Origin of the sequence: Paenibacillus melissococcoides (genome assembly GCA_944800085.1) — a bacterium.
Lineage (GTDB): Bacteria > Bacillota > Bacilli > Paenibacillales > Paenibacillaceae > Paenibacillus_B > Paenibacillus_B melissococcoides.
On record CALYLO010000005.1, the window covers coordinates 241532 to 255211 of the forward strand.

The window sequence follows — 13680 nt, forward strand, 5'->3', positions numbered from 1 at the left end:
TTCTTCTATTAATCGTAACGCAGAGCGTCGACCGGTTTCAAATTCGCGGCTTTGTTCGCCGGGAATAAGCCGAACACGATCCCGATCGCCGCGGAGAAAGCGAATGACAGCCACATCATGTCAGGCGCGACCGCGAACGGAATGCCCATCGCCCTGCTGCCCGCATATGCGCCGCCCAACCCGGCCGCGATGCCCAGCAAGCCGCTGATGCTGCTGATCGTGACGGCTTCCAGCAGGAACTGCTGCATAATATCGCGCTTCTTCGCGCCGAGCGACTTGCGGATGCCGATCTCGCGCGTCCGCTCCGTCACCGACACGAGCATAATATTCATGATGCCGATGCCGCCGACGAGCAGGGAGATCGAGGCGATTCCCGCCAGCAGCAGCGTCATGGTCTGGGTTACGCTTCCAAGGGCTTCGATCATATCCGCCTGGTTAAACACGTTGTAGCTGTTGTCGGACCCGCGGAATTTTTTAGATAACCGGGACTCCAGCTCCGCCATAATCGAATCGGCCTGTTCCGTGTCCGCGAACTTGACGTAGACCGTTCGAATCCCTTTGGACTGCAGCAGCCGCTCGCCTCTCGTTAATGGAACCCAGATCTTATTGTCATTGGCCCCGCCCAGCGAGCTCCCCTTCGATGCCATGACGCCAACAATCCGGAAGGAGATTCCGTTCAGCGATAGCTGCTGCCCGAGCGGATTCCCTTGCGGGAACAGGGTCTCCGCCGCGTCCGCTCCGATGATAGCCACCCGCTGATAGAGCTCGACATCGATCGGGAGGATGAAGCGCCCGCTCTCCACATGATAGTCGCGAACCGCTTCATATTCCGGCGTAATGCCTTCCACCTGCAGATTCGCGTTATTCGTGCCCGCTTTCGCCTGAACGCTGCCGTTGATGAACGGAGAGACCGCCTCGACGCCGTCAATGTCCTCGAAGGCGAGCGCCTCCTCCAGCGTGAGCGACGATACCGCGCCCCTTCCCGTTACCGTGACCGAGATCAGATTGGATCCAAGACTCGCCACCTGGGATTGGACTTGCTTGGTTGAGCCTTCGCCCACCGAGACCATGATAATGACGGCGGCCACGCCGATGACGATGCCAAGCATCGTCAGCAGCGTGCGCATTTTATTGGCCAATATGCTGCGCCAGGCCATCTTCCATGCTTGCATCCATGTCACGGGGCGAACCTCCTTACGACCTGAATGCGCCCATCCTGTATGCGCACGACACTTCCCGCTTCCTCGGCTACATCCGGATCGTGGGTAATCAAGACGATGGTGTGGCCTTTGCGGTTCAGGTCCTTCATGATGGCGAGCACTTCAAGTCCCGTCTTCGTATCCAATGCCCCGGTCGGCTCGTCCGCGAGGATGACCGGCGGTTCTCCGACCAGCGCTCTCGCGATCGCGACCCGCTGCTGCTGGCCGCCGGATAACTGGCGCGGCAAATAATTCAGCTTGCTCTCCAGCCCGACCTGGGCAAGCGCCTGCACCGCGAGCTCATGCCTTTTTTTGGCCGGCATGCCGAGGTAGATGAGCGGAAGCTCCACATTTTCCATCGCGGTAAGCGCAGGCAGCAAGTAAAAGCTCTGAAAAATAAAACCGATCTTCCGATTGCGAATTTCCGCCAGTTGATTGCCGGATAGCTTGCTTACCTCCTGACCGTCCAGCCAGTAGGCTCCGCTCGTCGGCGTATCGAGGCAGCCCATCATATTCATGAGCGTCGACTTGCCGGAGCCGGACGGGCCGATAATGGCCAGCATCTCGCCCGCATAGACGGTCAGATTCACCTCGTTCAGAGACAGCATCTCTTCGCCGCCCATCCGGTAAGCCTTGGACATGTTCTCGATATGTATCACAGCCTGCCTGCTCATCAGCCGCCCCCTCCAGGCATGCGGGTGGCGCCGCCAGGAAATACGACGTTGCCGCCAGGGGAGCTTCCGTTTCTTCCTCCGTTGCCGCCGAAGCCGCCCATTCCCCCGAACGAGGATTGCTGGCTGCTGTTCGCGGATGCGCGCACCGTAGGCAATACGACCATATCCCCTTCCTTCAGGCCGCTCACGATTTCAAAATAGGACTCATTATTGATCCCCGTCTCCACCTCGGTTAACTTCCCGGCGCCTGCACTTGGAACGCCCGTCTGTCCCCGGCCGGCCCGAGCGGCGGCATCTCCGTCAGGGCGTGTCCCTCTATTGGCGCTATCCGCTTCACTGGCTTGATTCTGGCCTGTTCCCTGCTCGCGCTGCCGTTCCGGCGGGGCCTGCTGCGGCGCTTCTTCGCCTGCGCCGTCGGCTTGTTCCGACCAGACCGTGACATAAGACTTTCCGTTGCGCTGGGTCACCGCTTCGATCGGCACCAGCAGCACATCCGATTTGCTGTTCACGTCGATCTGGGCCTGGACCGACATCCCGCTTTTGACGCCTTGGCTTGACGATAATTGAATCGTGACGTCGAATACGGATACCCCGCCGGAAGCCGTGCCTTCATCGGCAATCGCGCTTACTGTCCCTTCGATCGACGTATCCGCCAGCGCGTCGAACGTCAGCGCCGCCTTTTGTTTCAGCTTGATGCTCGGTATATCCATTTCATCGACTTGAATCACGGCCTGAAGCTGCGTATAATCCACGATCGTGCCTATCGATCCGCTCTGGTTCAATTGCGAGCCTTCGCTAATGTTCAGCGTCGTCAATGTGCCGCTGATCGGAGCTTTGATTGCCTTTTCTTTCGCCTGATCGGCCCGCTTTTGTTCCAATTCCTTTTGCGCCAGGGCGAGATCCAGCTTCATGTTCTCGATTTCGACCGCGATGGACGGTCTGGCTTCCTCATCCGCTTCTTTATACTTCGTTTTCAGATTTTCGAACTCCAGCTCCTTCTTCTGAAGCTGAATCTCCTGCTTCTCGATCTCGTTCGTCAGATCTTCTTTTTCGATTGTGGCCAGGACCGCTCCTTTCTCGACCCGGTCGCCAACATCATACAATATTTTATCAATCTTGCCCGTTTCTCCCGACCTCACCTCCGCGGTATTGCGGGGCGATACCGTACCCGAGCCGCTTACGGTCACCTCCAAATCTCCCTTCACCACTCTCGCCATTGACGGCAGTGCGGCGGTTTGTTCTGTCTTCGGCTGCTTGTACAACCAATAATATCCTGCCATACATAGCGTGATGACAACGACGGCTGTCAGCAGCAGCTTCCATTTGGATCGCATAATTCCCCTCTCCTGTCTCCCTTCTCATGCGTGCGGCGCGCTTCTGCCGCGTTCCGTTCTTGCCGCAAGTCTCACTGCCGTATTAGTGTAGCAAAAAACTATGAACAACCTATGAACGCCAAAAAGCCCCCCGATGCCGGGAGGCCGCACAAGTGACATGTTCACACAGGGGAGAAAGCAGGCTTATTTAAATAGCCTCTTATTCGCACGAATAATATTTTCAATCAATCCTTTTCCCGGAAAATCCGCGGCAACAATGCCGGTATACTCCACATTGTGATTGGCTATATAATCGGTTGTCAGTACATTCGTTCCTTCAAATGCAATGGTGCATATCCCGATGAAGCAATCCGTTCTGGGGAAATCCGGATAGGAATCTGACCAGCCGGGAGTAGTCAATCCCGTAGCAAGCCGGGGGGCCGATGTTCCCGGGCTGCTGTGCCCGCTTGCAACAAAGTAGGGATACGCGATATTCCCGCCGCTCAAATAATTGATGAATTTGGTTTGCGAGCCTTTTTGACGGCTTTCATTCGCCTTCTGCAATTGTTTTTTTACATCCAGCCATTTTTGGTATAAATCCCAATTCGTTGAGACGGTATAATTATCCTGGATATCGAATTGATGAGCATAATCGATGCCGATATTCGAACCGGCAACATTGCGGAGGATCACGATTTTTCCTCGCATTTCTCCTAGTGTAGGGTTTGTTATCGATCCGTTTTTACTGTCCCAAAAAAATCCAGGATAGCTATTGATATATCCCTGAAGGGTGTCATTGAACACGCGATCAGGCATAGAACTGTGTTCTTGTTTGATGCGCATCAGAACCGTTTCGCTCGGATTGCGCTTCAAAAACTCAGTAACCTCATTCAATACGTCCCCGAACATGGCATCTAAATAGTAGGAGCCATGGTGAAGCGCAAACGAACCGTCAACATAACGGCAGCGAATGTCCAAAAAGCGAATTCCGGAATTTAATTGCGTGTTGAGCGTCATCGACTGTGTATACACATGGTCAGTTGCAGGCTGAGAGGTTCGGTAAGCCATGCTGTCATGCGTCCCTGGAATGGATAAATCACTTAATCTGGCATCATCCCGAATCAAGCTCATCCAGTTTGGATTTTGATATCCTATGGTTGGGTCATGAGAATATCCTGAATGCCAATGTGCAGACGCAGGTTGTACATGAACTCCCAGCAGCAAAATTAAAATAATTGAATACTGAATGATCTTCTTCATTACCTATCTGCATCCTTTCTTGTCGTGGTGTAAAAGAGCTTTCCCTTTCTACCTTCCCAATCCTCCCTCTCTTTGAACCAGCAAACTAATTATATTATCTATGTAGGGATGGTTGGGAATAAGCATAGTTATTTTGTGTTTCAATCATGTGAAGCACGTGAATCCTTCAAACCCCGCCCTGTCACGGAAGGTTTCGCTATGCCAAGAAAATTGTTAATCCAGTCCCAGTCATCCAGTTAAAAGTCGGTTTGTATCTTTCTTGATTGGCATGGCTTACATAAAAAAATGCCTCCCGCTATCGGGAGGCTGTCGCCGTCATTTCTCTCTCTGTTATGTATCCTTGATGCGGGCCAGCCGCTCTCTTACGTATTCCACAAGCTGGTCCTTCTCCTCCTCCATTCCCATTGCATCGATTCTCCTGACGATCACAATATCGGACTGCATCGAATATAATAGCATCGCATCTTATTCCGGTCCTCCCCTTTAGACATGCCCCTTCTCACTGTTCGGTCTCCTCCTCACGGCAGGTTGCCCATGCTTTGCCGCAAAATCGCTTTGGCCCGCTTCAAGCGCGTTTTGACCGTGCTCTCGTTCGCATTGGTGGCGGCGGCAATCTCAGCATTTTTCATATGATGGATATACTTGAGAATGATGACCTTTTGATATTCCGGCTTCAGCTTTTTCAGATAAGTATAGATCTCGTCGACAATGATCTTCAGCTCTACCTTTTGTTCCACCGATAGTTGGCTATCGAAGTCTTTGGCCAGCTCGATATCGAGAACCGTATCTTCGGACGCGATATCATTCCACCGGTTGCGCTTGCGCAAATAATCGAACGAGGTTCTAGCCGCGATCGATTGCAGCCACGAGCCGAGCTTCCTGTCATCATGCAATGTATGTATTTGCGCAAAGGCTTTCATAAATGTTTCTTGTGCGATATCTTGAGCCAAATGGCTGTCTTTAATAATCATGTACGCCGTAGTATAGACGCGTTCATAGAACATTTCGAACATCGAGCGTTGATTTTCTTGCATCAGTGCTTCCGAGGACATTACTGAGCCTCCCGCTATCATATAGTAAAGAACGCAGATTGCTGTTCACTAGTCATCAACCATCCATAATAACAGCTTCAGATCACCTCCTTACGATGTTACATACCAGATTTCACGAAAAGCGTGACAATCATGAAGTGAAAAAACGCCGCTCCCCCACACGATTATACCAGATATCGCACCGCTGATGGCATTTCGGAAATATACGAAAAGCCCTTTCCCTGGAAAGGACTGCCGATTGTACACTACTCTTCGCTGCAAACAAAAGTAATTACCCCATTCGGGGCCTCATGAATCATTTTTTTCAACATAGATCGTTTCGATTTCGGCGCTGCATTCATATCATAGGATGTGGACATGAATCCACATAATGGATTGTACATACTGTATTGAAAATCATGAAGGGTCACAAGGGGCTAAAGAGATTGATAACCTTAATATGTTAATAAAAACTAGTTCTGAGGAACTAACCTTCCAGTAAAAATTAAGGGAGGCTGCGTCATTTCCGCAACCTCCCTCTTCGTGACTCATTTTCCAATTCGTAGGCCAGACATCACTTGCCGGATAAGGATTGTTGTCTCTCGGCGAGCATCTCGGCCACTTTTTCCACTTGGGCCTTGATGGCAATCGGATCGTACGGCCAGAAGTAATCGCCGTCCAAGTCGAATACGCGATTATTTTTCACCGCATCCAATGAATTCCAGAAAGGTCCATCACGGTCAAATTGACCGTCATGGCCCGAATCAAGGAAAATGTAGTCGCCCGCATATTCCGGAATCTTTTCCAGCGAGATTGACTTGATATCCTCCCGGTTGTCTATCAGTTTTTGAACAGCCGGCGGCGGAGTCAGCTCCAAATGCTTATAGACCGCCTGTACCCCGCGCCATATGCCGAAGGAATACACAAAGATTTCTTTGTTAAATCCGCCCATTACCGAGACGGTATCGCCCTCTGGGACAATGCCTTTTATTTTCTCCTTCGCTGTCCGGACCGTCGCGTTGAAGTCTTCAATCCAGGCCTCGGCTTCCTTGTCCTTGCCGAGCATTTCTCCGAACGTTCTTATTTCGTCGCGGGCATCGTCGAAGGTATTGTAAGGGAATACGATGGTCGGCGCGATTTTGCTTAACTGTTCATAGATGGCCGGGTCATCCGATAAGGTGACAATCATATCCGGTGCCAGCGACAATATTTTCTCCACGCTGCTGGCGTCAATCGTGCCGATATCATCGATCCGTGTATTAAACTGTGGACCAACGCCTTAGTGATACAATAAAATCGCATTAATTGATAATGATTATCATTATTATAAACAAAGAAAGCCCTGCAATTCAATGCAGAAGCTGTCAATGCACCCTTGTCGGACTATTTCTCAGGCGTTCACTGTTTGGGTTCATGATCGTGTTTAGACATCAGAAGTGAGCGCTTGGCGCTGCGCATCGAATTCGCGTTTCAGGATCGAGAAAACGGCGATATCGACGTATCTTTCCTTTTCGAACTCCTGTTGTCTCATCACGCCTTCTTTTTGAAAACCGAGCCGGAGCAATAACCGCTCGGATGCGATATTTTCCGGATCGATTTTCGCTTCGATCCGATTCACGCCGATGTCGCGAAAGCCGAACGACAGGATACGCTGCGCTGCCTCCGTCATGACTCCGCGCCCCCAATACGGAGGTGCCAGATCATAGCCAAGCTCGATTCTGCGATGCGTCTTTTCATATTGGAGAAAACCGCATGTTCCGATCACTTTAGCAGATGACTTTTCCTCAATGACCCAGCGCAGCCCGCTCTGTTCCGCAAATATTTGTTGGTGCCAATTCCATTCCCGAATGACATCCTGAATCGATTGAAACGGCTCCAGCGGCGTATATCGGACCACGTCTTCCAGCGAGTAGAGATCAAATATATCGCGGCAATCCCGTTCCTCCATTGCCCGCAAGAGAAAGCATTCGGTCTGCAAGCAGGGAAACGCTTGAAAAGTAAAAGCTCCACTCATTCTCGATTCTCCCCTTGTTAATACTCTCTGACTTCCTTCTTCATATCTTCCATGCTCGCGATATGCTCAAGCTTATCGCAGGCAGAGACAGCACCATCGTCTTGCCGATGCCCCCGGTTCCAGCGCTGCCTTCCTTCGGCTCCTTGTCCCTGCTCCTAATGAATAACTCTCCACCTCCCAAGGCGCTGCCGCAAGGTTCGGCACGACGGCATATAATTTCTGCCAGAGCGCTTCCGCAACATCCATATTGTACTTGGCCTTCATATATGCGACCGCTTCCCTCCTCACCTCCGCATGCTTCCAACGGATATCCATTGAACTCGGCATATACGTATCCCGCCGGGCCGATCATCATGCTCGACAATATCAGGAACATCTTCTTTTTCTTCATAAACCGCTTCTTCCTTCAACTAAGCTCCTTGAGCCTGCTGCCGGAGCTAACGGTCTTGCATTGGCGAACCCGGATAGGTCGGCTGTACTGGACTGAGCCTGCGCCTCAACCTTCGCATTTCCAATATCTTGATTCGCCTTCTTCATCGTAGTGGTTCCGGTATTTGTTGTAAAGATAGATTTCCGCCTGCTGGCTACTACCTCTTATATTTTCCATATTCAAGAGGATTATAGCGTTATAGGTAGAAGATGTTTGTAAAAGGAGGTGATTTCTTTGACTAAAATAACCAAAATGATGGCTGCTGTTTTTTTCGCATCCGCATTCCTCGTTTCGATGCCAAGCCCGTCCCAAGCCGCCACTTGCGGCCGGCACCCCGCCTGCCGGATACCCTGTTCGCTCCAGCACTTCCGTCTCATTCGCGAGCCGCGGCTTGGCGATTTCGAACACTTTACCGGCTCTCGCCGTGCTTGCTCGGTCTTCGCCTTGTCTTCACTCTACTTTCTGATTTAGTCAGGTTGAATAAACTCAACGCGGTTGCCGAACGGATCCCTGAATTCGAACCGTTCATACCCCGGAATCGGAACCGATTCCAGAATTTCAATCCCATGGCTTAGTAACCGCTCTCTCATTGCCCCGATGTCCTGCACTTGATATGCCAGGTGGGCTTTGGTCAATGAAGGATCGACGCCATCTTCGGTCCCGACATGCAGCTCCTGCGTGCCGACTCGAACCCAGAATCCTCCTCTTCCGGCCAAAGAGTCGGGCTTGCCGAGTTCCTTCAACTGCAGCACGCCGCAATAGAAGGCTTTGGCCTGTTCTTCCTGGCCTCGTGGTATCGTGATCTGGGCATGATGGAAGCGGGTAATCATGGCCAATCCAAATCCCTCCTCGAATTTATTATTGCTTGAGTTACGCAAGGGCCAATGGACTTGAGCGTACGGCTTGCTTAGCAGCTTGCGCTAATTCACATGGATTCTTTCGATCTCCCGGTTATTCCGGTCGAGCACGATCACCCCTGTCGCAAACGCTTTTTCGGTGCTCTTGATCGGCGTGAGCAGTAAATCATAGTCTCCCTCCGGGATATTGACTTCATATTTTTTCTCGTCGATGAACGCGATGATTTTCCCTATATTTTCGGTCGTTGTGGCCGGACAATTTCAAATACTGTCCCTTGTTCGTCTCATCGCAACCAGATTGCCCTCTGGACTTTCTTCATGGCTGCTCCTTATTCCAATATGCACATTTCCCTCTCTGTTGCTGGAACTGTACGGAATTCTGCTTCATTTTTTAGAAATAACGAAGGTCTGGGACAACATATCATACGTTCCGGGCAAGCCTTCCAATTCGATGCTGTCCTCCCTTTCCCGGAAATCAATCTTCTGTTCCTTATAGAATTTCTTCCAAAAGCGTACGGCGGCAATATTGTTTTTTAGTTGCTCCACGCTGTAGCTGCCCGGGAATCGGTTCAACACCGCATTTACCGCTTCGGATGCCAGATTTTTGCCTCGATATTTTTTCAATACAAATAATTCTTGAATCGAGTAGTCGATACCGCTCGGTACATAGGGCGGCCAACAAAGCAAAATATATCCGGCCAATTGGTCATCGTAGGTGATGAAATAAGGATGCAATTCATTCCGGTCAATATACAAGTGCGTATCGCTCAATTCGAATGTCCCGTCAGGCTGAATATCTTCACCGGTATAGGCGGATAGCTCGTATAAATAGAGATTGTACAAATTCAAAAAGGTTGCTTTTTGATCCGGATGAATTTCCTCGATCTGCAGGCTCATAGCGATAACTCCTTCTTCACAAGTGATACCGATGCCTCCCTAAGCTGCCGCAAACGCATATAGCTACTATACCACAATTTGGAATGAACGCCGTATGCTCCGCGATTCTCCACTAATGGATCGACAAATAAACAACCTAAAATATTTTCGTTGTTTTCATTGATCCACACAATGACAGATCCAATCAACTTTTCATCCAACAATACTTTATAAGACTGAGCCGATGAATTTATCGCCCATCGTGTTATAAATTCGCCTGTGTCATAACCATCAGGACGGCCCTTATCCCGGCCGAGAAATTGCTTTGTATCGGTGTCATAAGCGCGGGTCATGATTTCTGTCAGACCGGCCACATCCTCTTCCAAAAAAGATTGAAACTGCAAATTCTCATGCGTTTCCATCCCTTACCCTCCATTCTGATTATGGATAGAAGCCTCCCATGGATTTCATTGAGACGACTTCCTCTCTCGCAATATCTCCTGACAAATATCGTAGTTGTCTTGATCAAAAGCATACAAATTGAATCTGATGCAACGGTGATTGATTCTGCTCTACAAAGTGGGGAAAACAAAAAACCGGTAAAGGGAACCGGTTTTCGTTCTCTTCTGCTTTTTTGGGATCCGGGCAAGCCCGATCGTATTTTACGGCCTTCCTCGAATTCCATACATCAGGACCATCAACTGCTTTTATCGTGATCCCGATGCCTTTTCTTTCTTGGGCCAAATAAAATAGGAAGTCGTAATAAGCAGATCAATGCCCAATATGGCCGTCCACAGCCGCAGCACCCCGCTCAATGCTTCGGTTCGAGCGGCGTCATTGATGAGATAGATGAGCCCGAACAACAGCCCGGCGCCAATCAGATACGCCAGCACATGCCTGATCCAGCTCTTCAAGTAATGCTTCGCATAATCGATCCCATACCGTTTCAGCGGCTTTGGTCCTTGCTTGGCGACATAGTACCGGAATCGTTCATCCGCCCAGGCAATCATGCTTTTCCCGAATCCGATCGAGATCCCAATATATACCGCTGCGAGGGCATGCGCCGTCGTCGCCGTGGCTCCGCCGTATAAATCGATGCTTGTCGCCACTAACAGGATCAGATCGATGACCGGGGTGAGAGCGAGCAGAATCAGGCCAAGCTTCTGTCTCTTGAGCACATAACGCGCGAATAAGCCGAGCACGATAACGACCCAGAACCCGATTTCGCTGGCTACGATTGCCCATGCCACAAAATTCAACACAACACTTCCTTTGCACCTTGGATTGCAAGACCGATTCATTCCCCCGCGTACTCTGACGGCTCGTTGCCTTAAAGGCGCACGGGCCAAATCCATAATATGGACGATGAATCCGGGAAGGAATCCTTCGAAAAGACTGGATCCGATTACAGTTGCAGGGCAGCACATCAGCCGCCGCATCCATGCCGGCCAACCCCAAGCCGAATACGGCATACGTGCCGGGCATGCACTTTTTCTCGCCTTCCGTATCCTCATGCCATTCATGCTCGGCCATGGCCACGCGCGCATACGCTTCGAGCCTCGGGTGCAGCTCGCTGTATTCCAGCGCATTCCGAAGAAACGGTGCGTATGCGATTTGGCGAGTCCGGGCACGCTCAGCGCCTGCTTCGCCTTTGATTTCAGCTTGATTTGATAGCTTTTGGGGAAGCCCTTCAAGATCAGGATCGCCGTATGCAGCGCCAGCTCAATATGCTGCGATCGATGGCAGATACATCGATTCCGTTCTTTTTTGTGTAGACGGGCAGTCACCAGCTCTCCTTGGTCACATCGTAATAGCGCGGCAGGAACTCCATCTCGGGGAATAATCCGGGATCCACAATATGATTGGACAGAAAAAGCTGTCCAGCCGATCCGTCGGATAGATGCCTGCTTCCAGTTTCTTGTGATGTAATCGGGAATCGAGAATCATGTGTTTATTAGGTTCTCGGGACTGAGGGGTCAGCGGTCTTTTGTCCTATTTGATAGGATGTTCAAGCACCGCTCAACCGGAAGTCCTCGGCTTCTGCACTTGCCCGTTCCTTCCACTCCACCAAGCCTTCGGCGATCGACCTGCCAATGACGATGCGCAGCGGCATGCCGAACAGATCCGCATCGGTCAGCTTCACGCCGACCCGTTCCTCACGGTCGTCGAGCAGCACGGAGATGCCGGCCTGCCGAAGCTGCGCATACAGCCGCTCTGCTGCCTGCCGCTGCGCCTCATCCTTCCATGCCACCGGAATGAGGTGAACCTGGAACGGCGCGACGGCCCTCGGCCAGATGATGCCGCGCTCATCATGGCGCTGCTCGACGATCGCCGCCAGCAGGCGAGAGACCCCGATCCCGTAGCAGCCCATGAGCAGCGGCTGCTCGCGGCCGTTCGGGTCGAGCACGGAAGCGCCGAGCGCGGCACTGTACTTCGTGCCAAGCTTGAACACGTGGCCGACCTCGATGCCGCGATGGAACTGCAGGCGGCCGTCCCCGCAATGCGGACAGGCTTCGCCTTCAATGACGTTGCGGTAATCGCCGGCCGTATCGAGCGGGATATCGCGGCCGGGGACGACATGTTTCACGTGAGTGTCCTCGGCATTGGCGCCTGCGATGCCTTCGCTCATCGCGGCTACGTCCCGGTCGACGAGCACCCGCACATCCGGCCGAAGCCCGATCGGGCCGGCGAAGCCGGTTGGCGCGCCCGACACGGCGGCGACCGTCTCCTCGTCCGCCAATTCAACCGCAGCCGCGCCAAGGCAGTTCTTCACCTTGACCTCGTTCACTTCATGGTCGCCCCGGACGAGCACCGCGACCGGCGCACCGTCGGCCGTATAAATAAGCGTCTTGATGAAAGAGGACGGCTGCAGCCCCAGACCGGAGGCCAGTTCATCTATCGTCCGCATCCCCGGCGTAGGGAAGCGTTCCGGCGCAGGACGGTTCCCGTCCTGGCCGGCTTCTTGCGCACCGGCTCCCTTCCTCGCGGCGCTTCCGCTCTCCGCCCGCTCCAGATTGGCCGCGTACTCGCATCCCGTGCAGGATACGACCGTATCTTCGCCGACATCAGCCAGCACCGTGAACTCATGCGTGGCCCCATCCCCGCCGATAGCTCCCGCATCGGCCTCGATGGCGCGATAACGCAGGCCCAAGCGCCGCATGATCCGATGATAGGCATCGAACATGGCGCGGTAGCTGGCGTCCAGTCCTTCCGCATCAATATCGAACGAATAGGCATCCTTCATCAGGAACTCGCGGCCGCGCAGCAGGCCGAAGCGCGGACGCCGCTCATCGCGGTATTTCGTCTGAATCTGGTACACTGTAAGCGGCACGCGCTTGTAGGACTTTACTTCGTCCCGGATAAGCGCCGTAATGGCTTCTTCATGCGTCGGGCCGAGCGCGAATTCCCGCCCATGGCGATCCTGCAGGCGGATCAGCTCCGGCCCGTACACGCTGTATCGTCCCGATTGCTTCCACAGCTCGGCAGGGAGCAGCGCGGGGAGATGAAGCTCCTGGGCTCCGGCCCTGTCCATCTCTTCCCGAATGATGCGCTCCAGCTGGCGCACCACCCTCCAGCCGAGCGGCAGATACGAATAGACGCCGGACGCCAGCGGCCGGATGTATCCTGCCCGCACAAGCATCTGGTGGCTTGCCGCCTCGGCATCCGCCGGAGCTTGCCGCAGCGTTGGAGACAATATTTGAGTTTGACGCATAATGCCATAACCTCCCTTTTCGACAAAAAAAGCATGCCCGCCCCTTCGCCCAAGCACGGAATAACGCCTTGTTCTTGTTATGCTTGGCCGCTTCCGGCGCATCGGAACCATCATCGGTCGGAGACAGCCCTGCCTCGCTGCTCCGTTGACGGGCCGGGCTACGCAAAAAACGCATCCGCCCCCGAAGGGACGAATGCGTCGTGGTACCACCCTAATTCGAACGCCAGCCGAAGCGGGCATTCCTCTTCTACGCATAACGGCGTAACCCGGCGGCCGCCGGCAGCTTGCCGGAGTCCGCGGCTGCAAAGGAGGAA

The 13680-nt window shown here is 52.7% G+C and carries 15 protein-coding genes and 1 pseudogene; all 16 read right to left on the minus strand.

The genetic code is table 11. The annotated features are described in order from the left end of the window. Nucleotides 1–8: 8 nt before the first annotated feature. Nucleotides 9–1181, minus strand: a complete 1173-nt coding sequence (locus OCY70_RS18925; protein WP_261945097.1) for an ABC transporter permease — start codon at nt 1179–1181, stop codon at nt 9–11. Continuing rightward, nucleotides 1178–1873 carry an ABC transporter ATP-binding protein gene (locus OCY70_RS18930; protein WP_283776766.1) on the minus strand — a complete coding sequence of 232 codons (696 nt, stop codon included), beginning with the start codon at nt 1871–1873 and terminating at the stop codon, nt 1178–1180. The genes OCY70_RS18925 and OCY70_RS18930 overlap by 4 nt, the downstream gene beginning before the upstream one ends. After that, nucleotides 1873–3207, minus strand: a complete 1335-nt coding sequence (locus OCY70_RS18935; protein ID WP_213429030.1) for an efflux RND transporter periplasmic adaptor subunit — start codon at nt 3205–3207, stop codon at nt 1873–1875. Before OCY70_RS18935 ends, OCY70_RS18930 begins: the two co-directional genes overlap by 1 nt. Before the next feature lie 183 nt (nt 3208–3390). Continuing rightward, a complete protein-coding gene (locus OCY70_RS18940) occupies nt 3391–4446 on the minus strand; it encodes a phosphatidylinositol-specific phospholipase C (protein ID WP_213429029.1) in 1056 nt (351 codons plus the stop codon). Nucleotides 4447–4776: 330 nt separating this feature from the next. Next, the gene (locus tag OCY70_RS18945) at nt 4777–4905 is read right to left on the minus strand and encodes a hypothetical protein (RefSeq protein ID WP_261945098.1); all 129 of its coding nucleotides are present in this window, start codon (nt 4903–4905) and stop codon (nt 4777–4779) included. Nucleotides 4906–4964: 59 nt separating this feature from the next. After that, complete coding sequence (locus OCY70_RS18950; protein ID WP_213429028.1) at nt 4965–5498, minus strand: RNA polymerase sigma factor; 534 nt, start codon at nt 5496–5498, stop codon at nt 4965–4967. Between the two features lie 553 nt (nt 5499–6051). Further along, complete coding sequence (locus tag OCY70_RS18955) at nt 6052–6729, minus strand: ABC transporter substrate-binding protein (protein WP_315973925.1); 678 nt, start codon at nt 6727–6729, stop codon at nt 6052–6054. Nucleotides 6730–6900: 171 nt separating this feature from the next. Then, a complete protein-coding gene (locus tag OCY70_RS18960; RefSeq protein ID WP_213429027.1) occupies nt 6901–7491 on the minus strand; it encodes a GNAT family N-acetyltransferase in 591 nt (196 codons plus the stop codon). A 72-nt stretch (nt 7492–7563) separates the two neighbouring features. Beyond that, complete coding sequence (locus OCY70_RS18965) at nt 7564–7818, minus strand: hypothetical protein (protein WP_213429026.1); 255 nt, start codon at nt 7816–7818, stop codon at nt 7564–7566. A gap of 169 nt (nt 7819–7987) precedes the next feature. Next, nucleotides 7988–8329, minus strand: coding sequence for a hypothetical protein (locus OCY70_RS18970; protein WP_213429025.1), 342 nt, complete (start codon nt 8327–8329; stop codon nt 7988–7990). A gap of 59 nt (nt 8330–8388) precedes the next feature. Next, nucleotides 8389–8751 (minus strand): VOC family protein, encoded by a 363-nt coding sequence (locus tag OCY70_RS18975; RefSeq protein ID WP_213429037.1) that lies wholly within the window; start codon nt 8749–8751, stop codon nt 8389–8391. A gap of 411 nt (nt 8752–9162) precedes the next feature. Further along, complete coding sequence (locus tag OCY70_RS18980; protein ID WP_213429024.1) at nt 9163–9675, minus strand: GNAT family N-acetyltransferase; 513 nt, start codon at nt 9673–9675, stop codon at nt 9163–9165. Next, nucleotides 9672–10076, minus strand: coding sequence for a hypothetical protein (locus tag OCY70_RS18985; RefSeq protein WP_213429023.1), 405 nt, complete (start codon nt 10074–10076; stop codon nt 9672–9674). Before OCY70_RS18985 ends, OCY70_RS18980 begins: the two co-directional genes overlap by 4 nt. Nucleotides 10077–10361: 285 nt before the next feature. After that, nucleotides 10362–10913: a hypothetical protein gene (locus OCY70_RS18990; RefSeq protein WP_213429022.1), complete on the minus strand. Its 552-nt coding sequence runs from the start codon at nt 10911–10913 to the stop codon at nt 10362–10364. A 187-nt stretch (nt 10914–11100) separates the two neighbouring features. Next, nucleotides 11101–11354: pseudogene (locus OCY70_RS18995) on the minus strand (DUF6138 family protein); the annotation flags it as partial. Nucleotides 11355–11662: 308 nt separating this feature from the next. Beyond that, on the minus strand, nt 11663–13366 hold the full coding sequence (locus OCY70_RS19000; RefSeq protein WP_213429020.1) for a proline--tRNA ligase: 1704 nt from the start codon (nt 13364–13366) through the stop codon (nt 11663–11665). Nucleotides 13367–13680: the final 314 nt, after the last annotated feature.

Coding starts and splice junctions, on each gene's coding strand:
- OCY70_RS18930 (WP_283776766.1), bottom strand. CDS start 1,873: ATGAGCAGGCAGGCTGTGATACATATCGAGAACATGTCCAAGGCTTAC.
- OCY70_RS18935 (WP_213429030.1), bottom strand. CDS start 3,207: ATGCGATCCAAATGGAAGCTGCTGCTGACAGCCGTCGTTGTCATCACG.
- OCY70_RS18940 (WP_213429029.1), bottom strand. CDS start 4,446: ATGAAGAAGATCATTCAGTATTCAATTATTTTAATTTTGCTGCTGGGA.
- OCY70_RS18945 (WP_261945098.1), bottom strand. CDS start 4,905: ATGCTATTATATTCGATGCAGTCCGATATTGTGATCGTCAGGAGAATC.
- OCY70_RS18950 (WP_213429028.1), bottom strand. CDS start 5,498: ATGTCCTCGGAAGCACTGATGCAAGAAAATCAACGCTCGATGTTCGAA.
- OCY70_RS18960 (WP_213429027.1), bottom strand. CDS start 7,491: ATGAGTGGAGCTTTTACTTTTCAAGCGTTTCCCTGCTTGCAGACCGAA.
- OCY70_RS18965 (WP_213429026.1), bottom strand. CDS start 7,818: ATGCCGAGTTCAATGGATATCCGTTGGAAGCATGCGGAGGTGAGGAGG.
- OCY70_RS18975 (WP_213429037.1), bottom strand. CDS start 8,751: ATGATTACCCGCTTCCATCATGCCCAGATCACGATACCACGAGGCCAG.
- OCY70_RS18980 (WP_213429024.1), bottom strand. CDS start 9,675: ATGAGCCTGCAGATCGAGGAAATTCATCCGGATCAAAAAGCAACCTTT.
- OCY70_RS18985 (WP_213429023.1), bottom strand. CDS start 10,076: ATGGAAACGCATGAGAATTTGCAGTTTCAATCTTTTTTGGAAGAGGAT.
- OCY70_RS19000 (WP_213429020.1), bottom strand. CDS start 13,366: ATGCGTCAAACTCAAATATTGTCTCCAACGCTGCGGCAAGCTCCGGCG.